This is a genomic window from Halopseudomonas sp. MFKK-1, from assembly GCF_027474385.1.
GTDB lineage: Bacteria > Pseudomonadota > Gammaproteobacteria > Pseudomonadales > Pseudomonadaceae > Halopseudomonas > Halopseudomonas aestusnigri.
In genome coordinates this window covers 3803940-3827921 of sequence record NZ_CP114836.1, presented here as the reverse complement: position 1 = coordinate 3827921, position 23982 = coordinate 3803940, and the positions used below count along the sequence as shown (strand labels likewise).

The following is a 23982-nucleotide window of genomic DNA, read 5'->3' as shown; positions in this document are numbered from 1 at the left end:
AAGATCGAACCATGACTTGACCCGTGCGGGGTCAGGCTTCGCTCAGAGGAAAACAACAATGATCTATGCACAACCCGGAGCCGAAGGCTCAGTCGTTTCCTTCAAGTCTCGCTATGGCAACTACATCAACGGCGAGTTTGTCGCACCGGTCAAAGGCCAGTACTTCACCAACCTGACGCCGGTCACCGGCAACGCTGTGTGTGAAATCCCGCGCTCCACCGCAGAAGATATCGACAAGGCGCTGGACGCCGCTCACGCTGCCAAGGATGCCTGGGGCAAGACCTCCGTGCAGGCGCGCAGCAACATCCTGCTGAAAATCGCCGACCGCATCGAGCAAAACCTCGAAATGCTGGCCGTCACCGAAACCTGGGACAACGGCAAAGCCGTACGCGAAACCCTGAACGCCGACATCCCGCTGGCGGCTGATCACTTCCGCTACTTCGCCGGCTGCCTGCGCTCGCAGGAAGGCACCGCTGCCGAGCTGGACGAGCACACCGCGGCCTACCACTTCCACGAGCCGCTGGGCGTCGTTGGTCAGATCATTCCGTGGAACTTCCCGCTGCTGATGGCCGCGTGGAAACTGGCCCCCGCGCTGGCGGCCGGTAACTGCATCGTGCTCAAGCCTGCCGAGCAGACCCCGCTGAGCATTCTGGTGCTGATGGAAGTCATCGGCGACCTGCTGCCGCCGGGCGTACTGAACGTGGTTAACGGCTACGGCCGCGAAGCCGGTGAAGCGCTGGCCACCAGCACCCGCATCGCCAAGCTGGCGTTCACCGGTTCTACCCCGGTTGGCCGTCACATCCTCAAGTGCGCTGCGGAAAACATCATCCCGTCTACCGTCGAGCTGGGCGGCAAGTCGCCGAACATCTACTTCTCCGACATCATGCAGGCGGAAGAGTCCTTCATCAGCAAGGCCGTTGAAGGCATGGTGCTGGCGTTCTTCAACCAGGGCGAAGTGTGCACTTGCCCGTCCCGCGCGCTGATTCAGGAAGACATGTACGACGACTTTATCGGCATGGTTCTGGAGCGTACCCGCAGCATCAAGCGCGGCAACCCGCTGGATACTGAAACCCAGGTCGGCGCACAGGCTTCCGAGCAGCAGTTCGACAAGATCCTGTCCTACATGGAAATCGCCCGCGAAGAGGGTGCCGAGTTCCTCATCGGTGGCGGCGCAGAGCGTCTGAACGCCGAGTTCGGCAACGGCTACTACATCCAGCCGACCCTGCTCAAAGGCCACAACAAGATGCGCATCTTCCAGGAAGAAATCTTCGGCCCGGTGGTCAGCGTCACCACCTTCAAGACCGAAGCCGAAGCCCTGGCGATCGCCAACGACACCGAGTTCGGCCTGGGCGCCGGCCTCTGGACCCGCGACATCAACCGTGCCTACCGCATGGGTCGTGGCATCCAGGCCGGTCGCGTCTGGACCAACTGCTACCACATGTACCCGGCCCACGCCGCGTTCGGTGGTTACAAGAAGTCCGGTGTCGGTCGCGAGACCCACAAGATGATGCTCGACCACTACCAGCAGACCAAGAACCTGCTGATCAGCTACGACGTCAACCCGCTGGGCTTCTTCTAAGCCCAACCCAGGCAAACCCCGCGCAGGTTGCTCCACCTGCCGGGGCGCTAGGGGCTGGTGGTGAGTTGTCGGCCCTGAGTAGTACCCCTGAGGGAACATGCCCCTCGTTCTGCAAGTCTGTTCGTGAAACGTTTGGCGTGACTTCGGTCACGCCCTTTTTTTGTCTGGGATTTGGTGGGGGAGCGTTGGTGCTTGGCAGGACTCGCTCCTCGGGTGGCGCAGATCCTGGGAAGGTCGAGCTCCCGCTCGACCAGCTCTCTTGCCTGCAGCACCCATGGCCGAGTTGGAACTCGGCCTTCCCGTAAACCCCAATCTGATCGTTCCCATGCTCTGCGTGGGAACGCCTGCTGGACGCTCTGTAGTGGTCAACAATTCCCGGACAGTGATTTAAGTTTTTCTTCTACAACAGCCGGCGGCACGAGGCCGTTGTGCTGATGTGGTCTTGTCCAGTTGTAGCATTGCATTAGGTAGCGACCTATATCCTGCTCAGCCAGTGCAGCGGTCATGTAGCCTACCGTCGGAACCCACTCCGTTTTCAGGCTACGGAACAGGCGCTCCATCGGTGCATTATCCCAACAGTTTCCTCGCCGACTCATGCTCTGGGTCATCCGGTATCGCCATAGCCTCTGGCGGAAATGGCGACTGCTGTATTGGCTACCTTGATCGCTGTGGAACAAGACACCACTTGGGCGCCCACGCATCTCGTAGGCTCTGTCGAGCGCCTTTACGACCAGATCAGCATCCGGCTTGGCAGACATCGCCCAGCCCACCACTCTGCGACTGAACAAGTCCAATACTGCGGCGAGGTAATGCCATTTGCCCTGCGCCCAGATATAGGTAATGTCGCCACACCAAACCGTATTGGGGGCCTCGACAGTGAACTGCCGATCCAAAATGTTCGGTATGTCAGGCCGTTCCACTGTCGACTTCTTGTAGGCGTGTGTCCCCGGTTGCTTACTAATCAGGCCCTGCTCTTTCATCAGCGCTCTTACCTTAAAGCGACCGATCACTGTACCTTCTGCTTGGAGCATGGCGGCTATGCTGCGACTACCCGCGGCACTGCGGCTTTGAGTAAACAGCTCGTTCACTCGACGACGCAGCAGTAGCCGCTGAACATTAACGCGCCTGCATCTGGCCAGGTAGGCGTAATAGCTAGAGCGCGACACGTCGAAAACAGCACACAACAGTTGGACGGGATAGCGCTTGGCCAGTTGCCGAATCGACCTCAACGTCTGCGCCCGTGCTCCTCGGCCATCAAGAGCGCAGTGGCCTCCTTTAAGATTTTCTTCTCCAGCTCAAGGCGATTGATACGCGCCTTCAGGGCTTGAATTTCCTGCTGTTCAGCCGTGAGCGCCTTGCTGTTTGGCGTCACTCCACCACGCTCCTCGCGCAGTTGATCGACCCAACGCCGGAGAGCGGTTTCTCCGACACCCATCGACTTGCAGGCTTCTGCCACGCTATAGCCTTGGTCGACGACCAAGGCCGCTGCATCATGTTTGAACTCGACCGAAAAGGATCGACGTTGTTTGCTCATTGAACACCTCGCTGATGGCGATTCTACCGCCTAACTTGGTGTCCGGGATTAGTAGACCACTACAGTTTTTGGCGTAGGGGCACGGCATGCCGTGCCCGTGGTGACACCTGCACAAAAGCGAAAGGTTTAGTTCAGCGACCTGAATGTCGTTCACCTTTGGCTTTCGCCTTCACGGCATCCCGACTAACTGTCATCCCCGCGAAGGCGGGGATCTATCTGCACGATGATTCTTCAAGTCACCTTTTCGCCTTCACGGCGAGCAGGGGGAAATGCATGGCCATTTCCCCCTGCACCCCCTAGGCCACCCCGACTACGCGGCCCTGCGGGTTCGCTGCGTTGCTCGGTCTGACGGGGAGCCGTAAAACTCGGGGCTGCGCCCCTCAGACATCCTGTGGCTCTTTTTCCCGCTAAATCTGCGCTACTCGCCCGCGTAAACGGGGACCCGGGGGCCGTGCAAGCAATACGGCTTGTGCCTTAACCAAAAATCAGCTTGCCGTGAGTTCTCCTTTCGCTAAAGTGGGAAGCACTTCACAAATTTTGCCGCAGCACGAATACGTCACAAACACCAGAGGGAAACTGCATGATTCTATTAAAACGTGCTCTAGATTTACTTTTGGTGTTATACCGAGCGCACTAGTTATGTATTAGTGATGTGTGCTCTCTAATTACTGTTAGGTACATACAGTCATGTGGAACCGCGAAACGATTATAGAAAAGGTCAAAAGTGTTGCTGATCGCTATGGGGCGTTCAATGTTCAACAGCAGAAACAGCTTATCATTGGCTGCGAGCAGGCTTCAGATAGCGAACTGTTTTTTGGGTTATTCTCATTCTTTTATGGCCCATCACTTCAAGAAAATAAAATTGAAAGGCAGCAGTTGGCTGGTCGCCTGCTATTAGAGTTTTCACCCATTTGTCCGCTTGAATTGGATGGCGCAATTTACGCTATACCAACATTTTGGGATTATAGTATTGAAGAGGTGCCATGGTACCTATGCAAGAATTTCGGAAAGCTGAATGTTGTAAAATCCTTAACTGAAGTTATTCTTGACTTAGAAGATGGTGGTGCTGTTAAGCAAAACTTTAAAACGCTGCTTTTCTGGTCTAAATTATATAAAGCAGAAAGTTCCTAACAATACGTGTCAGTCGGACAGTTTGTTTCGTGGCTTCTTTTGTGCTGATCGCTACGCTAGCACAAAACGCCACTATACAAACTGCCGCTGAACTTTGCGTTAGGGTATCCGTGCACGAGAAACGAAGACGGCACCTTCTGCAAAGACTGTCATCTTCAGCCAAATGGCAGGGTTTTTCTATAAAGTTGCCCAAGAGCAACCTGACATGCTTGCGCGCTATAAAGAGCCGAGTTCTCTGAGTGGCAGCGATTGATCGAATTCCGTATCAGCAAAACACAAGAAAGCAAGTAGCGCTATTCACCAAATCCGCACTTTATGGAGATATCGTATCGATCCTGCGCCGTTATCATCATAAGCAATGAGACCAGTAAAGCCCCAAGCAAAAGAGCATACCTTGCGCCGGAAAAAAGCAGCGACCCCAAGAAATATATGAAGTATAGAGGATGCAATGACTGCGTACTTGAAGATGTATTTTCCCTGCAGAAGGTGACGCCCGGTTTTGTTGAACAGCGTCGAGAGGAATATTAGAATCGATATAAGCGTAAGAAGCGGGTCTTCTTTGAGAAGAAATAATACAACAAACCAAGGTGCAGCGATTGGTAGAACATAGGAGGCCGCAAGGTGGCCCGGATTAACAAATGGTGGTTTTTCAGTGCCTGCAATCATTGTTTCGATCTCGCTAGTATTGGAGAGAAGCCTTGAGCTTCCAGTCAGCCTTCATCGCCAAAATCACTAGCAACCTCTCCACTGTTGGCCTTTGTTATTTCGGGAAATCCCCACCCCGGCACAGCCTTGCTTGTTAAGGTGGTCTTCAAGCGTGCGGAGGCTAACGGCTTTCACTGGGGTCACCTATTGGATTCTTGGGAACCAAGATAGCTCTGGTGCAGCGTAAAACAAACCCCCACACCAACCAAATCACGACCAAATCTACTCCCAAAGTATCATTCGTACCCCCCGATCCCGGTGTTTAACTGAGTCCGTCGGTTCCTGCCGACGCTGTAAACCCACGCAATAACAAGAGGATCGACCCATGTGGACTAAACCCAGCTACACCGACCTGCGCATTGGCTTTGAAGTCACCATGTACTTTGCCAACCGCTGAGTACCGGGCGCCCCGGTTTCCGGGGCGTTTAGGCACGCTGGCCGAGGACAGATCCCATGCATGTACAGATACTTGGTTCGGCTGCTGGCGGTGGTTTTCCGCAGTGGAACTGTAACTGCCGCAACTGCGACGGCCTGCGCCGTGGCACGTTGAACGCGAAAGCGCGTACCCAATCTTCCATTGCCTTGTCGGATGACGGGGTGAACTGGATTCTCTGCAACGCTTCCCCCGACATTCGTACCCAGCTGGAGCAGACGCCTGTGCTGCAACCGGCGCGGGCGGTGCGTGATACGGCGATCCGGGCGATTGTGTTGATGGACAGCCAGATCGATCACGTGACCGGGCTGCTGACCCTGCGTGAGGGGTGCCCGCACGAGGCCTGGTGTACCGATATGGTCCATGAGGACCTGCAGACCGGCTTTCCGCTGTTCCCGATGCTGAGCCATTGGAACGGTGGTTTGCAGCGCCGCCGGATCGGGCTGGGCGAGCCGTTCCGTATTCCCGCCTGCCCGGCGCTGGAGTTTTTGCCGATTCCGCTGCGCAGCGCGGCACCGCCGTATTCGCCGCACCGCAATGACCCGCACCCCGGCGACAACATCGGCCTGCTGGTGCGCGACACCAATACCGGCGGTGTGCTGTTTTATGCGCCGGGCCTGGGCCAGCCGGATGACGGCTTGCTGGCGACCATGCGTGATGCCGATTGCCTGCTGGTGGACGGCACCCTGTGGCGCGATGACGAGATGGCCTTTGCTGGCGTGGGCGACAAGCTCGGCAGCGAGATGGGCCACCTGCAGCAGAGTGGGCCGGGCGGGATGATCGAGCTGCTGGATGCGCAGCCGGCCAGCCGCAAGGTGCTCATTCATATCAACAACACCAATCCGATCCTGGACGAGGACTCTGCCGAGCGCGCCGAACTGGTGGCGCATGGCATCGAGGTCGCCCATGACGGTATGCAGATCGTTCTGTAAGGAGGCCGCCATGCAGCGCGAGCCGATGAGTATTGCCGAATTCGAGCAGGCCCTGCGCGACAAGGGCCGCTACTACCACATTCATCACCCGTTCCACGTTGCCATGTACGACGGCAGCGCAACCCGCGAGCAAATTCAGGGTTGGGTGGCGAACCGCTTTTACTATCAGGTCTGCATTCCGGTGAAGGACGCGGCGATTCTGGCCAACTGCCCGGACCGCGACACCCGCCGCGAGTGGATTCAGCGCATCGTCGACCACGATGGCGAGCCGGGCAGCGAGGGCGGTATCGAAGCCTGGCTGCGCTTGGGCGAGGCCGTGGGGCTGGACCGCGAGGTGCTGCTGTCGCAGGAACTGGTGCTGCCGGGCGTGCGCTTTGCGGTGGATGCCTACGTCAACTTCGCCCGCCGGGCCAGCTGGCAGGAGGCCGCCAGTTCGTCGCTGACCGAGCTGTTTGCCCCGCACATTCATCAGTCGCGGCTGGACAGCTGGCCGCAGCATTACCCGTGGATTGATCCGACCGGGTACGACTATTTCCGCAAGCGTCTGAAAGAGGCCCGCCGCGACGTTGAGCACGGCCTGCGCATTACCCTGCATCACTACACCACCTGGGAGGCGCAGCAGCGCATGCTGGAGATTCTGCAGTTCAAATTGGATGTGCTCTGGAGCATGCTCGACGCCATGACCATGGCCTACGAGCTGGAGCGCCCGCCGTATCACACGGTCACGGCCGACAAGGCCTGGCACCGGGGGATCGCGCTATGAACCCGGTGGTGCGTGATAACACGCCGGTGCTGCGCCCCGGCTTTCGTCTGCAATGGGAACCGGTGCAGAACAGCCACGTGCTGCTCTACCCGGAGGGCATGGTCAAACTGAACGAAAGCGCCGCCGAAGTGCTGTTGCTGGTCGACGGCAAACGGCCGGTCGCTGACATCATCGACACCCTGTCCGAACGTTTCCCCAATGTGCCTGGTCTGGACGAAGACGTTCTGGCCTTCATCGAGGTGGCCCATGCTCAACACTGGCTCCACATCCGCTGAACAGGGGCCACCACTGTGGCTGCTGGCCGAGCTGACCTACCGCTGCCCGCTGCAGTGCCCGTACTGCTCGAACCCGCTGGAGTTTGCCAACCACAAGAGTGAGTTGAGCACCGCCCAGTGGACCGACGTATTCACCCAGGCGCGGGCGCTGGGCGCGGCGCAGCTGGGCTTTTCCGGTGGCGAGCCGCTGGTGCGCGAAGACCTGCCCGAGCTGATCGGCGCGGCGCGCGAACTGGGTTTTTACACCAACCTGATCACCTCCGGCATGGGGCTGACCGAGGCCAAGATCGAGGCGTTCCGCGAGGCGGGGCTGGATCACATCCAGATCAGCTTTCAGGCTTCCGATGCCGAGATCAACAACATGCTGGCCGGCTCACGCAAGGCGTTCGAGCAGAAGCTGGCGATGGCGCGGGCGGTCAAGGCGGCGGGTTACCCGATGGTGCTCAACTTCGTGACCCACCGGCACAACATCGACCAGATCGACCGCATCATCGAGCTGTGCGTGGCGCTGGAGGCGGATTTTGTCGAGCTGGCGACCTGTCAGTACTACGGCTGGGCGCACCTGAACCGCGCCGGGCTGCTGCCGACCAAGGCGCAGCTGGACCACGCCGAGCAGGTCACCAATGCGTGGCGCGAGAAACTGGCCGAGCAGGGCAACCCGTGCAAGCTGATTCTGGTCACCCCCGATTACTACGAAGAACGCCCCAAGGGCTGCATGAATGGCTGGGGCAATATCTTCCTGACCATCACGCCGGATGGCACCGCGCTGCCGTGCCACAGCGCGCGGCAGCTGCCGGTCAGCTTCCCCAGCGTGACCGAGCACAGCCTTTCACACATTTGGTATGACTCGTTCGGTTTCAACCGTTTCCGCGGCTATGATTGGATGAGCGAGCCGTGCCGGTCCTGCGACGAAAAGGAGAAGGATTTTGGCGGCTGTCGCTGTCAGGCGTACCTGCTGACCGGCGATGCCACCCAGGCTGACCCGGTGTGCAGTAAATCGCCACACCATCACAAGATTCTGCAGGCCCGAGCCGAAGCAGAGCAGCCCCAGCCGGGGATAGAGGAGTTGACCTTCCGTAATGAACGTACCTCGAGGATCATCTGCAAGGTCTGATGTAACCCTGCCCGGCCGTTGGCCGAGCGACTTCAGTGCAGCGCAGGCGGTTGCCGCCAGCGCTGACTACAGCGATCTGTGCTGCGCCGATGGCGCACTCTGGTGGCTGACCTTTCGCCCGGAGCAGGGTGACAGCGTGCTGCAGCGTTGGCAGGACGGCGTCACCCGCACCGTCACCCCCCAAGGCCATTCCGTGCGCAGCCGCGTGTATGAATACGGCGGCGGCAGCTTCTGCGTGCTGCCCGGTGAGTTTGAACCCGACTGCCTGCTGGTGTTCGTCAACGAAGCCGACCAGCAGCTGTATCTGCAATGCCCGGAAGGCCAACGCCTTGAACCCCTGACCCAACACCCGGAATGCCGCTACGGTGGGCTCTGCGCTGACCTAACCCGCCGCCGCGTGCTGGCGGTGGAAGAGGTGCATCTGCCGGGGCGGGTGGAGCACCGGCTGGTCGCCATCGGGCTGGACGGCTCGCGCCAGTTGCTCGCCAGCGGCGCCGATTTCTACCACACCCCGCAGGTTAGCGACTGCGGGACCCAGCTGGCCTGGATCGAGTGGGATCGCCCCGACCTGAGCTGGACTCGTACCCGGCTGATGCTGGCAACCCTGGCGGCCGACGGCAGCGTCGCGCAGGTGCAGTCGCAGGGCGGGGCGGATGAAGCGCTGCAACAGCCGCGCTTTGATGCCAGCGGCCAGCTGTGCTGCCTGTCTGATCGCAGCGGTTATTGGGTGCCGTGGCTGTTTGCAGCTGACGGCCCGCGCAAGTTGCCGGCGATTGCCGCCGATCATGCGCCCGCGCCGTGGCAACAGGGCAGCAACACCTGGCTGCCGTTGACTGACGGCTGGATGGCACTGAGCTGGAGCGAGGCCGGCTACGGCCATCTGGCGCTGCGCCATTCGGTCAGCGCCGAAGAGCGGCGGCTGGCACACGCCTACAGCCGCTTTCGGCACCTGTGCAGCGACGGCGAGGCGTTGTATTGCATTGGCGCCTCGCCCAGTTGCACCGCCGCCATCCTGCGTGTCGAACTGGCCACCGGCGAGCTGACCCGTTTGCTGGGCGAAGACACCGCGCTGGACGCCGCCGATTTGTCGCGCCCCGAACGGTTGCTGTATCTGAGCGCGGGCGGCGAGAGCGCCCACGGCTTTTTCTACCCGCCGCGCAATCACGCCCAAACGCTCAATCAACCGCCGCCGCTGCTGATCTTCACCCACGGCGGGCCAACCTCGGCCTGCTATCCGGTGCTGGATAACCGCATCCAATTCTGGACCCAGCGCGGCTTTGCCGTCGCCGATCTGAACTACCGCGGCAGCACTGGGTACGGCAGGCCGTATCGCCAGCGACTGCAGGGCAACTGGGGCGTGACCGATGTGGAAGACGTGCTGGCGGCCGTCGACTATCTGAGCCAGCAGGGCAAGGTTAATCCGGCGCAGGTATTCATCCGCGGCTCCAGCGCCGGTGGCTACACCACCCTCTGTTCGCTGGTGGCCGGGGCAGGGCGCTTCCGCGCGGCTGGCAGCCTGTATGGCGTGAGTGACCCGCTGCAGCTGCGCGCGGTGACCCACAAGTTCGAGGCCGACTACATCGACTGGCTGATCGGCGACCCCGATACCCAGCCAGTGCGCTACGTCGAGCGCTCACCCCTGGCGCAGGCCGAACGCATCCGCACCCCAGTGATCTTCTTCCAGGGCCTGCGCGACGCCGTCGTACTGCCCAGCCAGACCGAACAGATGGTTGCCGCGCTGGACGACAACGGCGTGCCGGTGCACTGCGTCACCTTCGCCGACGAACGCCACGGCTTTCGCAAGGCCGCGCATCTGGCGCAGGTGCTGGAAGAGGAGTTGGCGTTCTATCAGTCGTGGTTGTAGCGCAGTCTCGGGGAGGTCGAGCTCCCGCTCGACCAGCGGCCTGCAGGCAGTGTGCAGGCTCGGCTGTTTCGGACGGCCCTGTGCTAGTCTCGCTGGGTAGCCAACAAAGCGAACAAGAGGAGAGCTCTGTGAGCGCGTTTTCCCCTGTGCAGTGGTGCCTTAAAGCATCTGTTGATGTGCCTGCGATGGAGTCCGCTGATGACTGGCTGGCCAACTGGCGGCAGCTGCCGCTGGATGAACTGTCGCCCTTCGCACTGGCGGTGATGGGCGGCTTCCAGGCTGATCGTGCTGCCTGGGCGTTCAGCGCCGGGTACGAGGCAGCGCTGCGGGCGATGTTCCCGCAGATCAGCGGCGGCGGGCTGCACGGCTTCAGTCTGAGCGAGGAGGGCATTCGCAGCCCGCGTGATTTGCAGACCCTTTGGCAAGCCGATGACGCAGGTGGTATTCGCCTGAGTGGCAACAAGGGCTGGGTGCCGCTGCCTGAGCATTGCGAGGCGTACTTTGTGGTGTGCCGCGCCAGCGGGCAGGATGGCGCATTGAGTGTGGTGCACATGCCTGCCACGGCGGACGGTGTGTCGATGAGCCCACGCAATCCGGCGGCCTTTATGCCGGAGCTGCCGGCCGCGCGCATGCAGTTGCAGGGCGTGGTGCTGGATGCCTCGGCGATGCTGCCCGGTGATGGCTGGACCGATTATGCCCGCCCCTTTGGTGCCCTGGAGGAGCTGTATGTCAGTGTGGCACTCATGGGTTATCTGCTGCGCGAAGGGCGGGCCCGTGATTGGCCGCAGGCAATGCTGCGGCAGCTGCTGGCGGCCATCACCTTGCTGGAGCGGATTGCCACCGAGGCAGGATCCGATCAAGGCCTGGTATTGCTGGCCGGCGCGACCGAATGGGTGCGCACATTGATGACGCGAGCAACTGCGCAGTGGGCCGACCAGCCGGAGGACGCCGGCGGACAGCGCTGGGCTCGTGACCAGACAGTGCAGCGCATGTGGGCTGCCGCCGGTGCCAGACGGGGTGATCGGGCCTGGCAGGCGCTAAGCCCGAGCGAGTGATCAGGCTCCGGCGTCGCTGACCAGTAGCGCCGGAGTGCCGGCTGCCTGGTGTTTGAACAGTGGGAAGAGCACCGCCAGCGGACAGGTCAGAGCGGCAATCAGCCCGGTCCAAAGGGTTTTGAAAATCAGGTAGTGACTGACGCTCAGCTGCTCAATGCCGAACAGGCCGAGCAGCGCGATGGTGGGTGCAGCGTAGATCAGTGTTGCCATCAGACCGATGCACAGGGCAGCGCCGAGAGGGCGGTCCGGCAGGTAGCGAATGATCTGTCGCAGCACGCTGAATCGGTCCGCGGCGACTGCGGGAAACTGGCCGCTGCTGACCTTGCGGCGCTGCAGGGCTATGGTGATCCAGCTCAGCAACATGCAAAGGACAAGGGCGGTGATCACCAGATCGGCGGCGATTCCGCCCTCGCCACGCAGACTGAGCGTCGCCTGCTCACGGAGCAGTACCCAGGCGACTGCGCCGTTGAGCAGCGCATTGACGACAAAGGTGGCAATCACTTCGGTTCTCAGGTGCGAGTGTATCGAGTTGCTCATGGGGTTCTCGTTGTTATGATTGTCGGCCATTCAGCTGCCAGCCAGCGTAGTGTGTGATTGCCGGCTCCACAAGCTGCAGCGCCGTTTTGCTGATTTTTGCTGATTATCGGAGATAGCCATCCTCATGCCCGGTCGTTCTGCTACTGCTACTGCTACTGTCTCTGCCCGTGAGGTGTATCAACTGTTCCGCGATGTTGCCCTGCAGCAGAGCTCGCTGATGCGTGGTGACGGGCCGCGCTGGGCCGAGATCGACACTGGCGTGGTGCATGTCTGCATTGATGGCCAGCGTGTTGCTCTGTTCAAGGACGCCGGATAGCTGCACCACTGCCTGAGCTGCGAACTGCAGGACGGTCGTGTTGCGGGGCAGGATAGTTGGCGCGGTGCTGGTACCGATCCGCTCGAGCTGCTCAGTGTCTGGGAACGAGCGCAGTTACTGAAAGCCCTTGAGCGGCTCTAGTGGCAGGATGACAGCAGCGCGCGGGCGTGAAACAATCGCCGGCTAGTCATTTTGAGGTGTTTGTCAATGCCGCGCTTGTCCGTTGAGCAGCTTTCACAGGAATGGGGGCTGTTAAACCAGAAGTTCAGTCAGCAGAGTCGTCGCTTTGTACTGGAGTTCTGCATTCGTCATGCTGTTGATCTGACCGAAACCTTCTACTCGGAGATGATGGCCGATCCGGCTGCGTCGCTTTTTCTCTCGCATGATCAGGTTCAGGGCCGCCTGAGTCTGTCCATGCGTCGTTGGCTGGAAGGGTTGTTTGACAGTGAGGATGAGGTCGCGCTGGCACGAATCATTGCCGAGCAGAAGAAAGTAGGTGAGGTTCATGCCCGCATTGATATCCCCGTGCACCTGGTGCTGCGTGGTGCGCGTTGTCTCAAGGACCGCTTTATCAGCCTGTTGCAGGAGGATTGCGAGTTGTCGGAGCGCGAGCACCTGGATGCGGCGCGACTGATGTCGGACACCGTGGATCTGGCGATGGAGATCATGAGCCACGCCTATTCCGCCTCGCACGATCGTAACTCGCGTAATGAAGAAGCCTATCGCCTGTTTTCGGTCACCCAGAACATTGCTACTGAAAAGGAACGTCAACGCGCAGCGCTGTTCGACTGGGAGAATCAGTTGATGTTCGATCAGGCCGTTGGCCAGAGCGGTGAACATCTGCCGCGTATTCTCGCCTCCGAGTTTGGCCTGTGGTTCCGGCATAAGGGCGCCCATGCGTTTGAGGGCGCGCCCGAGGCTCAGCAGATTCTTGATGCGATGGAGCGGATTGACGATGTGATCCTGCCGCTGTTCGACCAGGACCCGGCCGAGCGCATCGCGCGCCTGCGTGAATTGCGGGAAACGGTGAAGGCAATCCGGTTCAGCCTGGATCACCTGTTCGAGCAGAACAATGAGCTGGAGGCCGGGCGTGACGTGCTGACCCGCCTGCTCAATCGCAAGTTCTTGCCGGTAGTGCTGACCCGTCAGGTCAGTCATGCCCGCAGTCACGGTACGCCATTTTCCGTGCTGGCGCTGGATATCGATTACTTCAAGCAGATCAACGACAGTTACGGCCACGAGGCCGGGGATCGGGTGCTGCAGCAGTTGGCCTCGCTGTTGATCAACAGCAGTCGTGCCGGGGATTACCTGTTCCGTCTGGGTGGCGAGGAGTTTCTCATGCTGCTGGTCGATACCGGACTGGATGGCGCGCGTCGCGTGGCCGAGAAGTTGCGCCGCGGTGTCGAGCAGGAAGTCTTCCGTCTGCCGCAGGATCGGACGCTCAACATCACGCTGAGTATCGGCGTTGCCTGTTTCAATGGTCACCCGGACTATCAGCAGTTGATGCGCCGTGCCGACGATGGTCTTTATCAGGCCAAGCACAGCGGCCGCAATCGGGTAGTGGTGGTCGAATAAACCCGTTCGCTCAGCAGCGCTCCTGCCCGGGGGCTGCGAGTCTGGTGTAGAGATCATCCCAAGCAGGATTGCTCTGCTCGATCAGGTTGATTTTCCACTGTCGTTTCCAGCGCTTCAGCTGCTTCTCGCGGCTGATGGCGCTGAGCATGTCGGCGGCTTGCTCGAAGTACACCAGCTGGTGGATTCGGTAACGCTGGGTGAAACCACTGATCACGCCGTTCCTGTGTTCCCAGATACGCTTGAGCAGGTTGCTGGTGACGCCGACGTACAGGGTGCCATTGCGTTGGCTGGCGAGGATGTAGACGCAGGGTTGTTTGGTCATTTGGGTGCGCCTCTTGGTATGGCAGTGGGTCTATGTTGTCTGATGCCTTTGCGTGACTGGATCCCTGCCTGCGCAGGGATGACGTGGAGGTTTGGATTGCCGTGGGAGGCTCCACTCTACATGCCGCTTTCGTCTGGCCAACTCCGGAGCGTGGCTTTGGAAATGCCGATACATAAACCTCGTCATCCCTTGGGTGCGCCTCTTGGTATGGCAGTGGGTCTATGATGTCTGATGCCTTTGCGTGACTGGATCCCTGCCTGCGCAGGGATGACGTGGAGGTTTGGATTGCCGTGGGAGGCTCCACTCTAAATGCCGCTTTCGTCTGGCCAACTCCGGAGCGTGGCTTTGGAAATGCCGATACATAAACCTCGTCATCCCTGCGCAGGCAGGGATCCAGTTGCGGGTTCGCGTTAGCGCAGTATCCATTGCCCAATCACCAATGGCTCTGGCACTTTTCCGTCAATGCGATAGGGTTGGCACGCAGCATCTGCTTTACTGAGTGCAGCTCGTCGAGCTCGGTTCTGCCAATAACAAGAGAGCACACCAATGCCCGCATTACCCCGCCTGATCGACGCATCCGGTCAGCCCTGCTATGGCCTCTTCCCCGACGGGGTGGAGGAGATCAACTACCAGGACTTTGACCTGCGCACGGTGATGGACAAGCCGCGTTCGCAGCTGGCGCGGCGGTTTGGCGCGAACCAGTTTCAGTTCATCAGCCTGCTTAGCTCGGAACTGATTGTTGGCGTGGCGATTGTCGATCTGAAGCTGGTCAGCAGTGCCTTCGTCTACCTGTTTGATCCACACACCCGGCGCTTCGACGAGTTCAGCTTTCTCCAGCCGCTGGCCCGCGGCACGACGTTCGACTCACGGCCTGGCAGCGGTCGGGCGGTATTCGAGAAAGGGCGTAACCGAATCACTGTGGATGCTGCTGGCGAAGCCGGCGTGCGTCAGTTGCTGGTCGAGCTGGCCGACGGCACCCGCATCGATGCGCGGATTGACGAGGGGGCGAGTCAGCAGCCTTTGTCGATTTGCACCCGGGCCGGATATACGGGCTGGGTATTCACCCGCAAGACCGCCGCGCGGGTCTGCACCGGCAGCGTCAGCTGGCGCGGGCAGCAGTTTGATCTGCGCCAGCTCGGCGCGCTGGCGGCAGTCGACTGGACCACGGGCTTTATGCGCCGGGAAACATTCTGGAACTGGGGCAGTCTGTCCTGCCGCTTGCCTGACGGTAGGCGCCTCGGCTTTAACCTGGCGGCCGGGGTCAACGAAACCGGCTTTACCGAGAACGGCATCTGGCTTGACGATCAACTGATCAAGGTCGACATGGTCGACTTTCAATTTGACCGCGCCAAGCCGCTGGCGCCCTGGCAGCTGCGCTCGGCGGACGGGCAGGTTGACCTGCAGTTCGAGCCGGCTGGCACCCGTCAGGAAAAGCTCAATGCACTGTTGCTGGCGTCCAATTTTAAGCAGCACTTCGGCCAATTCAGCGGCGAGTTGCGGATTACCGGGGAGACGCTGACGCTGGATGGTGCCTGGGGGCTGGTAGAGGATCATTACGCGCGTTGGTGAGCTGCTTCGCTTGTATTGATACCCCTTCAATCAGCGCATCCATGACGGCGGTCGGTGGTTGGAATTGGACGGCAGCCTGCCTATTCTGTCTGCTAATCGAGACACAAGACCCTCAAAGGGCTGCCCATGAAACCTGCACTTCCCGACGGCTTGATCGTCGTCGCCAAGGCTGACTGCCCGACCTGTCGACTGGTCGAGCCGCTGCTGGCCGAGATTGCCCAGGCCGGGCCGCTGACTGTCTACGCGCAGGATTCGGCCGAGTATGCCGCCGACCTGCCATCCTCCCTGTACGACAAGACGCTCGAACACTCCTTCCACCTTGGCATCGAGTTTGTGCCGACGCTGATTCGGGTCGAGAACGGCGTGGAAGTCGAGCGCACCTACGGCTGGCACAAGGAAGACTGGCGACAGCTGACCGGCCTGGCCGAGCTGGGCGAGGCGCTGCCGGTGATGCGCCCTGGCTGTGGCTCGAAGACGCTGGAGCCGGGTATCAGCGAAGAGCTGGAACTGGCCTTTGGTGATATTCGCCTGCAGTCGCGCGAGATCGACATGGGCAGCGCCGAAGACCCGATGGAAGCCTGCTTCGAGCGTGGTTGGAGCGATGGCTTGCCGGTGGTGCCGCCGACACCGGTGCGGGTGCTGCGCATGCTCAAGGGCACCAGCCGCAAGCCCGACGAGGTGGTCGGGCTGATGCCGCCGGATCTGGTGCCGGTGACCGTCGAGAAGGTCGCGATCAACGCGGTGCTGGCCGGCTGCAAGCCGGAATACATGCCGGTGCTGCTGGCCGCGCTGGAAGCGGCACTGACCGATGAATTCGGCCTACACGGCCTGGTCTGCACCACCATGTTCGGCAGCCCGATGATCGTGGTCAACGGCCCCGCCGCCCGCGCCATCGGCATGAATTCCGGCGTCAACGCGCTGGGGCAGGGCAACCGCGCCAACGCCACCATTGGCCGCGCGCTGCAACTGCTCATTCGCAATGTCGGCGGTGGTCGGCCGGGCGAGATTGACCGCGCAACCCTGGGCAATCCCGGCAAGTACAGTTTCTGTTTCGCCGAGGCCGAAGACGCCGACTGGCTGCCGCTGGCGCAGGAGCGCGGCGTTGAGGCCGGGCGCTCGGCGGTGACCCTGTTCCCCGGTGAGGGCGTGCAGGGCATCGTCGATCAGAAGTCGCGCGACCCCGAATCGCTGGCGCGCTCCTTTGCCCTGTCGCTGCGCACGGTGGACCACGCCAAGCTGGCGATGGCCGGTGACGCGGTGCTGGTGGTGTCGCCCGAGCATGCGCGGGTCTTTATCGAGGCCGGCTGGTCGAAGCAGCGGCTGCGCGAAGAGCTCGAACGGCTGCTGCTGGCGCCCGGAGCAGAACTGGTAGCCGGTGCCGGGGGCATCGCTGAAGGTATTCCGGCGCGTTTCAAGGATCAGCAGGTGCCCAAGTTTCGTCCGGGCGGGCTGTTGATCGTCAGGGCTGGCGGCACCGCCGGCCTGTTCTCCGCCATTATTGCCGGCTGGGCCGCTTCAGGTCCGGTCGGTTCGTCTCCGGTAACACGTGAGGTAACGTCATGAACCACAGCATTGTGCTCGATCCGACCGCGGAACGGGCGCCGGCGCAGCGTGCGCGTCTGGCCCGTCCCGCCAGCCTTGAAGGCAAGGTGGTCGGTCTGCTCGACATTTCCAAGCCACGCGGCAATGTCTTCCTCGACCGTATCGAGGAGCAGCTGGCAGCCATGGGTATTGCAGTGAAGCGCTATAACAAGCCGACCTTCACCCGCATTGCCCCAACCGAACTCAAACAGCAGATGGCCGCCGAGGTGGATCTGCTGGTGGAAGGTCTGGCCGACTGAGGGTCTTGCACGTCGTGCTGTATGCATGACATCGCAGACCTGGAGTCACGTCAGATCCCGGGAGTAGGGGTTGCCTCCAGTGAATTTGTACAGGCCGCGGCGTTGCAGTCGAAGGCTCTTGGCTTTGATCCGGCCATGGTCTTTGTTCCGCATCCGATTCAGGACCGCACCGACGATGAAATGCGCGCGCTTGCCGATGGCGCGCTGGCAGAGATTCTGCGCCTGCTGCAAAGCGGCGACGCAGACTGAGCCAAGGGTGGTCGCATGACGGCCACCTTTAACCGACCACCCGCGGTCGACCGGGTACTGACCTGGCCGCTGGTGCAGCAACTGATTGCCGATCACGGCCGCGCACTGGTGGTTGATGGTGTGCGTGCCGCGCTGCAGCTGTGGCGCGGCGGCGAGATCAGCGACGACGAGGCACTGGTGCACTGGCTGCGTCAGCACCTGCTGGCGACGCTGGCGCCGTCCATGCGACCGGTGCTGAACCTGACCGGGACGGTGCTGCATACCAATCTGGGCCGCGCGCCCTTGCCGCCGGAAGCGGTGGCGGCGATGAATGCGGTCGCCCTCGGCGCGAGCAATCTGGAGTTCGATCTGGCCAGCGGTCAGCGTGGCGACCGTGATGATCATGTCGAGCAGTGGATCTGCCGCCTGACCGGCGCGGAAGCCGCGACGGTGGTCAACAACAACGCCGCTGCCGTGCTGCTGGTGCTCAACGCGCTGGCGAACCGCCGCGAGGTGGTGGTCTCGCGCGGTGAGCTGATCGAAATCGGCGGCTCCTTCCGTCTGCCGGACATCATGGCCCGCGCCGGCTGCAAGCTGCGCGAGGTTGGCGCCACCAACCGCACCCACCCGCGCGACTACAGCGAAGCCGTTGGCCCGCGTACCGCGCTGCTGCTCAAGGCGCACACCAGCAACTACCGCATCGAAGGCTTCAGCACCGCGCTCAACGAGGCGCAGCTGGCAGCGATTGCCCGTGAGCATCAGGTGCCGCTGGCGGTGGATCTGGGCAGCGGCTCGCTGATCGATCTGCAGGCGCTGGGTCTGCCCGCCGAACCGGTGGTCGCGCAGGTGCTGGCCGAAGGCGTCGATGTGGTCACCTTCAGTGGCGACAAACTGCTCGGCGGGCCGCAGGCCGGCATCATCGCTGGCCGTGCGGACCTGATCGCGCGCATCCGCAAGAGCCCGCTGAAGCGTGCGCTGCGCTGCGACAAGCTGACCCTCGCCGCACTGGAAGCGGTGCTGCGCTTGTATGCCGACCCGGACACCCTGGTGCAGCGGGTGCCGACCCTGCGGCTGCTGACCCGCAGCGCCGAGTCGATACGCCAGACCTGCGACGCTGTGTTGCCTGATCTGCAGCAGTGGGCGGGGGATGGTTTTACGGTGGATGTCTGCGCGGTAAGCAGTCAGATCGGCTCCGGTTCGCTGCCGCTCGACGTGCTGCCCAGCGCCGCGCTGCGTGTGTGCGGCACCAGCGCCAATCGGCGTGAGCGCAGTCGTGCGCTGCGTGAATTGGCCGAGCGCCTGCGTGGGCTGCCTCAGCCGGTGATTGGCCGGATTGCCGACGACAGTCTGTTGCTCGATTGCCGCTGTCTGGAAGACCCGCAAGAGCTGCGTGTCGCGCTGGGAGCGGCCGGGTGATCATTGCCACCGCCGGGCACGTTGACCACGGCAAGACCTCATTGATTCGCGCCCTGACCGGGGTAGATACCGACCGGCTGGCCGAAGAAAAGCGCCGCGGGCTGACCATCGAGCTGGGGTTTGCCTGGCTGCCGAGCGAAAGCGGCGAGCCGCTGGGCTTTATCGATGTGCCCGGCCATGAGCGCTTTATCGGCACCATGCTGACGGGGGTTGCCGGGGTGGATATGGCACTGCTGGTAGTGGCGGCCGATGACGGCGTGATGCCGCAAACCCGCGAGCATCTGGCGATTTTGCAGCTACTGGGTGTGCGTGAGTTGGGGTTGGTGATCAGCCGTTGTGATCTGGTGGATGCTGCTCAACAGCAGCGGGTCGCTGAGCAGGTGCAGGCGCTGGCCGCCGATGCGGGTTGGTCCAATGCGGAGGTATGGCGGGTTTCCAGCACCAGCGGGCAGGGCATTGACGCGCTGCGTCAGGCGCTGCAGCAACAGGCGGAACAGCGTGAGGTGTGGCCAAGCGACAGCCCGGCGCGCTTTATGATCGACCGGCGCTTCAGTATCGCCGGGGCGGGCTGTGTGGTGACCGGCACGCTGGTCAGCGGGCGGCTGCAGCTGGGCCAGACGCTCTGGCTGCATGGGCAGGAGGTGCGGGTGCGCAGCCTGCAGCGGGCGTCCAGTGAGGTCGTTGAGGTTAAAGCCGGGCAACGCTGCGCCCTCAATTTGGCTGGTGCAGTCTCGGCTGACCAGCCCCAGCGTGGTGATTGGCTGAGCGAGCAGGTCCTGCCGCTGAGTGATCGGCTGGACGTGTCTCTTGCACAATTGCCGGACAGCCATTGGCACCGGGGCGTGCTGCAACTGCATCTGGGTACGGCGATCCATTCGGTGCGGGTGGTGCTGCTGGATGAAGCGGCCGGTCTGGCGCAGCTGATGCTGGAGCAGCCGGTGGCGGCGGTTTGGGGCGATCGTTTTATCATTCGCGATCCGGCGGCGAACACCACGCTGGGCGGCGGCCGGGTGCTGGACCCGCAGGGTATGCGCCGTGGCCGCAGTCATCCGCAGCGGCTGGCTTGGCTGTCAGCCTGGGCGGCCGCCAGCACAGCGGGTGAGGTGCTGGCCGCAGCGCTGCGACAGGGCGCGGTAGCGTTGCCGGAACTGGCGCTGAAACTGAATCTGTCCGCTGACCAGCTCGAGCAGCTGCTGCCGGCTGAGGGCCTGATCGTGCTGGCGGCGGCCGGTCAGCGGGTCGCGCTGACTGCCGAGGCCATCGAAGCACGCTGGCAGCGTCTGGCCGAGCGTCTGGCCGACTGGCATCAGCAGCATCCCGAATTGCTCGGCCCGGGGGAGGGGCAGCTCGGGCTGGTCGGCTGCCTGCAACTGCCGTTGCCGGTGGCGCGTCAATTGCTGCAACGCTGGCAGGCCGAGGGGCGGTTGCAGCGCACCGCCTGGTCGCTGCATTTGCCAGATCACCGGCCGCAGCTGCAGGCGGGCGATGCCGACCTGCTGGCGCGGGTGGCTGCCGAGCTGGTACCGGGCGGGCTGCGGCCGCCGATTGTTGGCGAGCTGGCCACCGCGCTGGGTATCGAGCTTGATGTGCTTAAAGCGTTCTTGCAGCGCATGCAGCGAGCGGGTGAACTGGTGGCCGTAGCACCCAACCGTTATTACCTGCCATCACAGGTGGAAGGCTTGGTAGCGGTCGCACGGCAGTTGGTGGCAGACTCGCCGTCCGGCAGTTTTAACGCCGCCGAGTACCGCGATGCCTCGGGTATTGGCCGCAACCTGACCATTCAGGTGCTGGAGTATCTGGATCGCGCGGGCGTGACGCGCTTCGTGCGTGAGCAACGTTTCCTGGCGGCAGGCTGAGCCTGCCGCTGCAATGGATGGACATCGTCCCCGGTGGGGCGCCCGGACTTCAACTCCGGTGAGATGCGCAACGCGCGTCTGGTGGGTTCGACTCCCATGTCCTTCCGCCATTATTCGGCACAACCCGATGCTGATGCGCCAGCGCGATGGCGTTAAAACATCGCTTGGGGTGTTTTTATAGTCAAAGCCTATTGAATGCTTTGATTTAAGTTAATGGCGCTATTCCGGCTCCGTGCTTAACTTACTTGCAGGTTGCAGGTTCCCAGGCGCTCAGCAGACTGACTCCCTCCGATCCTGCGATATGACACCCAAACAAGAGCGGAGACTGACATGACTGACAAGAAGACTGGCGGATGCCCGGTAATGCATGGGTCCAATACTCGGCTCAAGATGAACAAAGAGTGGTGGCCTAACCAGCTCAACCTTGCCATCTTGCACCAGCACAACCCGAAATCGGACCCGATGGGCGGTGAGTTCGATTATGCCACCGAATTCAAAAAGCTCGATTTGGCTGAGGTCAAGAAAGATCTGGCAGCGGTAATGACTGACTCCCAAGACTGGTGGCCGGCAGACTACGGTCACTATGGTCCGTTTATGATCCGCATGGCTTGGCACTCTGCTGGTACTTACCGTACTGCTGATGGCCGTGGCGGTGCTTCTACTGGCAACCAGCGCTTTGCTCCCATCAACAGCTGGCCGGATAACGCCAACCTGGATAAGGCTCGCCGCCTGTTGTGGCCGGTGAAGAAGAAGTATGGCAGCAAGTTGTCCTGGGCTGATCTGTACATTCTCGCCGGTAACGTGGCACTGGAGACCATGGGCTTCAAGACCTTCGGCTTTGGTGGCGGTCGCGCCGATATCTGGGCTCCCGAGGAGGATATCTACTGGGGTGCAGAGGACGAGTGGTTGGCCACCAGCGATAAGCCCAATAGCCGTTATTCCGGTGACCGTAATCTGGAAAACCCGCTGGCTGCGGTTCAGATGGGGCTGATCTATGTGAACCCGGAAGGCCCGGATGGCAATCCTGATCCGCTGGCGTCGGCTCGCGACATTCGCGAAACCTTTGCTCGCATGGCAATGAACGATTACGAAACCGTGGCACTGACCGCCGGCGGCCACACCTTCGGTAAGGTCCATGGTGCAGGTGATGCTGCCCACGTCGGCGCAGAGCCGGAAGCAGCAGGCATTGAAGAGCAGGGCTTCGGCTGGAAGAGCAGCTTCGGCAGCGGCAAGGGCCGCGATACCATCACCAGTGGTCTGGAAGGGTCCTGGACACCCAATCCGATCAAATGGGATATGGGCTACCTGGATGTGCTGTTGGGTTACGACTGGGAGCTGACCAAGAGCCCAGCGGGTGCCTGGCAGTGGGTGCCAAAGAATCTGGCGCCCGAAGACCACGCGCCGGATGTCGAGGATCCCAGCAAGAAGGTCGGTATCATGATGACTACCGCCGACATGGCGATGCGCGAGGATCCCGAGTACCGCAAGATCGCTGAACACTTCCACAAGAATCCGGACGAGTTTGCCGATGCCTTCGCCCGTGCCTGGTTCAAGCTCACCCACCGCGACATGGGCCCGAAAGTACGTTACCTGGGCAGCGAAGTCCCGGCTGAAGACCTGATCTGGCAGGACCCGGTGCCGGCAGTAGATCACCCGCTGATCGATGCGCAGGACATCACCGCCCTGAAAGCCAAGTTGCTGGGTTCGGGTCTGAGCGTTGCCGAACTGGTGTCGACTGCCTGGGCGTCAGCCTCAACCTACCGTGACTCCGACAAGCGTGGTGGGGCCAACGGTGCACGTATTCGTCTGGCGCCGCAGAAAGACTGGGAAGCCAACCAGCCTCAGCAACTGGCCAAGGTGCTCAAGGTCCTCGAAGGTATCCAGGCCGATTTCAACGCGGCTGGTGCCAAGAAGGTCTCGCTGGCAGATCTGATTGTGCTGGGCGGTGCGGCGGCTATCGAGAAAGCGGCGCAGGATGCAGGGCACAGTGTGACCGTACCCTTCGCGCCGGGTCGTACCGACGCTACCGACGAGCAGACCGATGCCGAGTCGTTCGAGCCGCTCAAACCCGAGGCTGATGGTTTCCGTAATTACCGCCGGACCAAGTTCACTGTCTCGGACGAGGAGATGCTGGTCGACAAGGCGCAGTTGCTCGGCTTGAGTGCGCCGGAGATGACTGTACTGGTCGGTGGCCTGCGGGTTCTTGGCGCCAACCACGGTGGCAGCAAGCACGGCGTGTTTACCAGCACCCCGGGTGCGTTGACCAATGACTTCTTCGTCAATCTGGTCGACATGAGCACTGCCTGGTTCCCGACCTCGGACGATGCCGATGTGTTTGAAGGCCGTTGCCGCAACACCGGCGCGGTGAAGTGGACCGGTACCCGAGTGGATCTGGTGTTCGGCTCCAACTCGCAGCTGCGGGCGCTGGCGGAGGCCTATGCCCAGGATGACGCCAAGGCGAAGTTCGTGACCGACTTCGTTGCAGCGTGGAACAAGGTGATGAACGCAGATCGTTTCGACCTGACCTGATTCACCCGTTTTACCCCTCCAACCCACGGGCGCCGCATGGCGCCCGTGGCGTTTCTGCGCTCGCGTTTGCTGCCATCAGCGCGGTGAATATTGCTCAACAGGGTTGCTGTGCAGTTGTTTGGTCATGGTGTTCTGTCTCGCTAAAGGCCTCTTCCGGGAAGCGCCGGTGGTGATGGGGACGTGGGGTCGAGCGTTCATAGATGACTGTTTTTCATTAAGAATGAATGTTCGCTCCATTTAATAGGCTTATCTGCCGTGACATGAGAGGGGAAGCACTGGCCGAGACGGAGAGGATTGATGTCTCGAAAATGAGTCGCCGTATCGCTGCGAATGATCATTCATTTTTCCGTTGTTGTGCCTTGCAAGTCTGCCTATGCTCAGCCGGAGCGGAGGGTGACCAGCAAGTCA

General features: G+C 61.4%; 20 protein-coding genes, 1 tRNA gene and 1 pseudogene. 18 read left to right on the top strand and 4 right to left on the bottom strand.

Going from position 1 to position 23982, the window contains the following annotated elements:
- Nucleotides 1-58 precede the first annotated feature (58 nt).
- Nucleotides 59-1579, top strand: coding sequence for an acetaldehyde dehydrogenase ExaC (gene exaC, locus O5O48_RS17665; RefSeq protein ID WP_269687758.1), 1521 nt, complete (start codon nucleotides 59-61; stop codon nucleotides 1577-1579).
- Between the two features lie 365 nt (nucleotides 1580-1944).
- Here exaC and O5O48_RS17660 read toward each other — a convergent pair.
- Nucleotides 1945-3113, bottom strand: a protein-coding gene (locus tag O5O48_RS17660) for an IS3 family transposase (protein WP_228247539.1) whose coding sequence is annotated in 2 segments (ribosomal slippage) — nucleotides 1945-2852 and nucleotides 2852-3113 — 1170 coding nt in all. Because the reading frame shifts where the segments join, the coding sequence is not laid out codon by codon here.
- 687 nt (nucleotides 3114-3800) lie between these two features.
- On the opposite strand from O5O48_RS17660, the gene O5O48_RS17655 reads away from it, so the two are divergent.
- Complete coding sequence (locus O5O48_RS17655) at nucleotides 3801-4244, top strand: hypothetical protein (RefSeq protein ID WP_269687757.1); 444 nt, start codon at nucleotides 3801-3803, stop codon at nucleotides 4242-4244.
- Nucleotides 4245-4541: 297 nt separating this feature from the next.
- Here the strand turns inward: O5O48_RS17655 and O5O48_RS17650 are convergent, their stop codons facing one another.
- A complete protein-coding gene (locus O5O48_RS17650) occupies nucleotides 4542-4910 on the bottom strand; it encodes a hypothetical protein (RefSeq protein WP_269687756.1) in 369 nt (122 codons plus the stop codon).
- Between the two features lie 364 nt (nucleotides 4911-5274).
- Here O5O48_RS17650 and pqqA point away from each other — a divergent pair, with 364 nt between their 5' ends.
- From pqqA to O5O48_RS17615, 7 genes are all read left to right on the top strand, one after another.
- Nucleotides 5275-5346 (top strand): pyrroloquinoline quinone precursor peptide PqqA, encoded by a 72-nt coding sequence (pqqA, locus tag O5O48_RS17645; RefSeq protein WP_063607997.1) that lies wholly within the window; start codon nucleotides 5275-5277, stop codon nucleotides 5344-5346.
- Between the two features lie 56 nt (nucleotides 5347-5402).
- Nucleotides 5403-6314 (top strand): pyrroloquinoline quinone biosynthesis protein PqqB, encoded by a 912-nt coding sequence (pqqB, locus tag O5O48_RS17640; protein ID WP_269687755.1) that lies wholly within the window; start codon nucleotides 5403-5405, stop codon nucleotides 6312-6314.
- 10 nt (nucleotides 6315-6324) lie between these two features.
- A complete protein-coding gene (pqqC, locus tag O5O48_RS17635) occupies nucleotides 6325-7077 on the top strand; it encodes a pyrroloquinoline-quinone synthase PqqC (protein ID WP_269687754.1) in 753 nt (250 codons plus the stop codon).
- Complete coding sequence (pqqD, locus tag O5O48_RS17630; RefSeq protein ID WP_083724658.1) at nucleotides 7074-7352, top strand: pyrroloquinoline quinone biosynthesis peptide chaperone PqqD; 279 nt, start codon at nucleotides 7074-7076, stop codon at nucleotides 7350-7352. Before pqqC ends, pqqD begins: the two co-directional genes overlap by 4 nt.
- Complete coding sequence (gene pqqE / locus O5O48_RS17625; protein ID WP_269687753.1) at nucleotides 7324-8466, top strand: pyrroloquinoline quinone biosynthesis protein PqqE; 1143 nt, start codon at nucleotides 7324-7326, stop codon at nucleotides 8464-8466. The genes pqqD and pqqE overlap by 29 nt, the downstream gene beginning before the upstream one ends.
- Nucleotides 8432-10330, top strand: coding sequence for an alpha/beta hydrolase family protein (locus O5O48_RS17620; protein WP_269687752.1), 1899 nt, complete (start codon nucleotides 8432-8434; stop codon nucleotides 10328-10330). Before pqqE ends, O5O48_RS17620 begins: the two co-directional genes overlap by 35 nt.
- Nucleotides 10331-10458: 128 nt before the next feature.
- On the top strand, nucleotides 10459-11385 hold the full coding sequence (locus O5O48_RS17615) for an acyl-CoA dehydrogenase family protein (protein WP_269687751.1): 927 nt from the start codon (nucleotides 10459-10461) through the stop codon (nucleotides 11383-11385).
- Here the strand turns inward: O5O48_RS17615 and O5O48_RS17610 are convergent, their stop codons facing one another.
- Nucleotides 11386-11922 (bottom strand): hypothetical protein, encoded by a 537-nt coding sequence (locus O5O48_RS17610; RefSeq protein WP_269687750.1) that lies wholly within the window; start codon nucleotides 11920-11922, stop codon nucleotides 11386-11388. It abuts the gene before it with no gap.
- Between the two features lie 124 nt (nucleotides 11923-12046).
- Between O5O48_RS17610 and O5O48_RS17780 the strand changes: the two are divergent.
- Nucleotides 12047-12379 (top strand): annotated as a pseudogene (locus O5O48_RS17780) (DUF7693 family protein).
- 66 nt (nucleotides 12380-12445) lie between these two features.
- Nucleotides 12446-13813 (top strand): diguanylate cyclase, encoded by a 1368-nt coding sequence (locus O5O48_RS17600; RefSeq protein ID WP_269687748.1) that lies wholly within the window; start codon nucleotides 12446-12448, stop codon nucleotides 13811-13813.
- A gap of 10 nt (nucleotides 13814-13823) precedes the next feature.
- Here O5O48_RS17600 and O5O48_RS17595 read toward each other — a convergent pair whose 3' ends face one another.
- On the bottom strand, nucleotides 13824-14135 hold the full coding sequence (locus O5O48_RS17595; RefSeq protein ID WP_269687747.1) for a GIY-YIG nuclease family protein: 312 nt from the start codon (nucleotides 14133-14135) through the stop codon (nucleotides 13824-13826).
- Between the two features lie 546 nt (nucleotides 14136-14681).
- On the opposite strand from O5O48_RS17595, the gene O5O48_RS17590 reads away from it, so the two are divergent.
- From O5O48_RS17590 to katG, 7 genes are all read left to right on the top strand, one after another.
- Nucleotides 14682-15704: a DUF2804 domain-containing protein gene (locus tag O5O48_RS17590; protein WP_269687746.1), complete on the top strand. Its 1023-nt coding sequence runs from the start codon at nucleotides 14682-14684 to the stop codon at nucleotides 15702-15704.
- 126 nt (nucleotides 15705-15830) lie between these two features.
- Complete coding sequence (locus tag O5O48_RS17585) at nucleotides 15831-17267, top strand: thioredoxin family protein (protein WP_269687745.1); 1437 nt, start codon at nucleotides 15831-15833, stop codon at nucleotides 17265-17267.
- Nucleotides 17264-17794 carry a UGSC family (seleno)protein gene (locus tag O5O48_RS17735; RefSeq protein ID WP_276527218.1) on the top strand — a complete coding sequence of 177 codons (531 nt, stop codon included), beginning with the start codon at nucleotides 17264-17266 and terminating at the stop codon, nucleotides 17792-17794. The genes O5O48_RS17585 and O5O48_RS17735 overlap by 4 nt, the downstream gene beginning before the upstream one ends.
- 15 nt (nucleotides 17795-17809) lie before the next feature.
- Complete coding sequence (gene selA, locus O5O48_RS17570) at nucleotides 17810-19189, top strand: L-seryl-tRNA(Sec) selenium transferase (RefSeq protein ID WP_269687744.1); 1380 nt, start codon at nucleotides 17810-17812, stop codon at nucleotides 19187-19189.
- Nucleotides 19186-21045 (top strand): selenocysteine-specific translation elongation factor, encoded by a 1860-nt coding sequence (selB, locus tag O5O48_RS17565; protein ID WP_269687743.1) that lies wholly within the window; start codon nucleotides 19186-19188, stop codon nucleotides 21043-21045. The genes selA and selB overlap by 4 nt, the downstream gene beginning before the upstream one ends.
- Before the next feature lie 15 nt (nucleotides 21046-21060).
- A tRNA-Sec gene (locus tag O5O48_RS17560) sits at nucleotides 21061-21155 on the top strand.
- A gap of 220 nt (nucleotides 21156-21375) precedes the next feature.
- Nucleotides 21376-23574, top strand: coding sequence for a catalase/peroxidase HPI (gene katG, locus O5O48_RS17555; RefSeq protein ID WP_434006948.1), 2199 nt, complete (start codon nucleotides 21376-21378; stop codon nucleotides 23572-23574).
- Nucleotides 23575-23982 lie beyond the last annotated feature (408 nt).

Excerpts from the sequence above, each read along its gene's own strand:
- exaC (WP_269687758.1), top strand. The coding sequence starts at position 59 with ATGATCTATGCACAACCCGGAGCCGAAGGCTCAGTCGTTTCCTTCAAG.
- O5O48_RS17655 (WP_269687757.1), top strand. The coding sequence starts at position 3,801 with ATGTGGAACCGCGAAACGATTATAGAAAAGGTCAAAAGTGTTGCTGAT.
- O5O48_RS17650 (WP_269687756.1), bottom strand. The coding sequence starts at position 4,910 with ATGATTGCAGGCACTGAAAAACCACCATTTGTTAATCCGGGCCACCTT.
- pqqB (WP_269687755.1), top strand. The coding sequence starts at position 5,403 with ATGCATGTACAGATACTTGGTTCGGCTGCTGGCGGTGGTTTTCCGCAG.
- pqqC (WP_269687754.1), top strand. The coding sequence starts at position 6,325 with ATGCAGCGCGAGCCGATGAGTATTGCCGAATTCGAGCAGGCCCTGCGC.
- pqqD (WP_083724658.1), top strand. The coding sequence starts at position 7,074 with ATGAACCCGGTGGTGCGTGATAACACGCCGGTGCTGCGCCCCGGCTTT.
- pqqE (WP_269687753.1), top strand. The coding sequence starts at position 7,324 with ATGCTCAACACTGGCTCCACATCCGCTGAACAGGGGCCACCACTGTGG.
- O5O48_RS17620 (WP_269687752.1), top strand. The coding sequence starts at position 8,432 with ATGAACGTACCTCGAGGATCATCTGCAAGGTCTGATGTAACCCTGCCC.
- O5O48_RS17610 (WP_269687750.1), bottom strand. The coding sequence starts at position 11,922 with ATGAGCAACTCGATACACTCGCACCTGAGAACCGAAGTGATTGCCACC.
- O5O48_RS17600 (WP_269687748.1), top strand. The coding sequence starts at position 12,446 with ATGCCGCGCTTGTCCGTTGAGCAGCTTTCACAGGAATGGGGGCTGTTA.
- O5O48_RS17595 (WP_269687747.1), bottom strand. The coding sequence starts at position 14,135 with ATGACCAAACAACCCTGCGTCTACATCCTCGCCAGCCAACGCAATGGC.
- O5O48_RS17590 (WP_269687746.1), top strand. The coding sequence starts at position 14,682 with ATGCCCGCATTACCCCGCCTGATCGACGCATCCGGTCAGCCCTGCTAT.
- O5O48_RS17585 (WP_269687745.1), top strand. The coding sequence starts at position 15,831 with ATGAAACCTGCACTTCCCGACGGCTTGATCGTCGTCGCCAAGGCTGAC.
- selA (WP_269687744.1), top strand. The coding sequence starts at position 17,810 with ATGACGGCCACCTTTAACCGACCACCCGCGGTCGACCGGGTACTGACC.
- katG (WP_434006948.1), top strand. The coding sequence starts at position 21,376 with ATGACTGACAAGAAGACTGGCGGATGCCCGGTAATGCATGGGTCCAAT.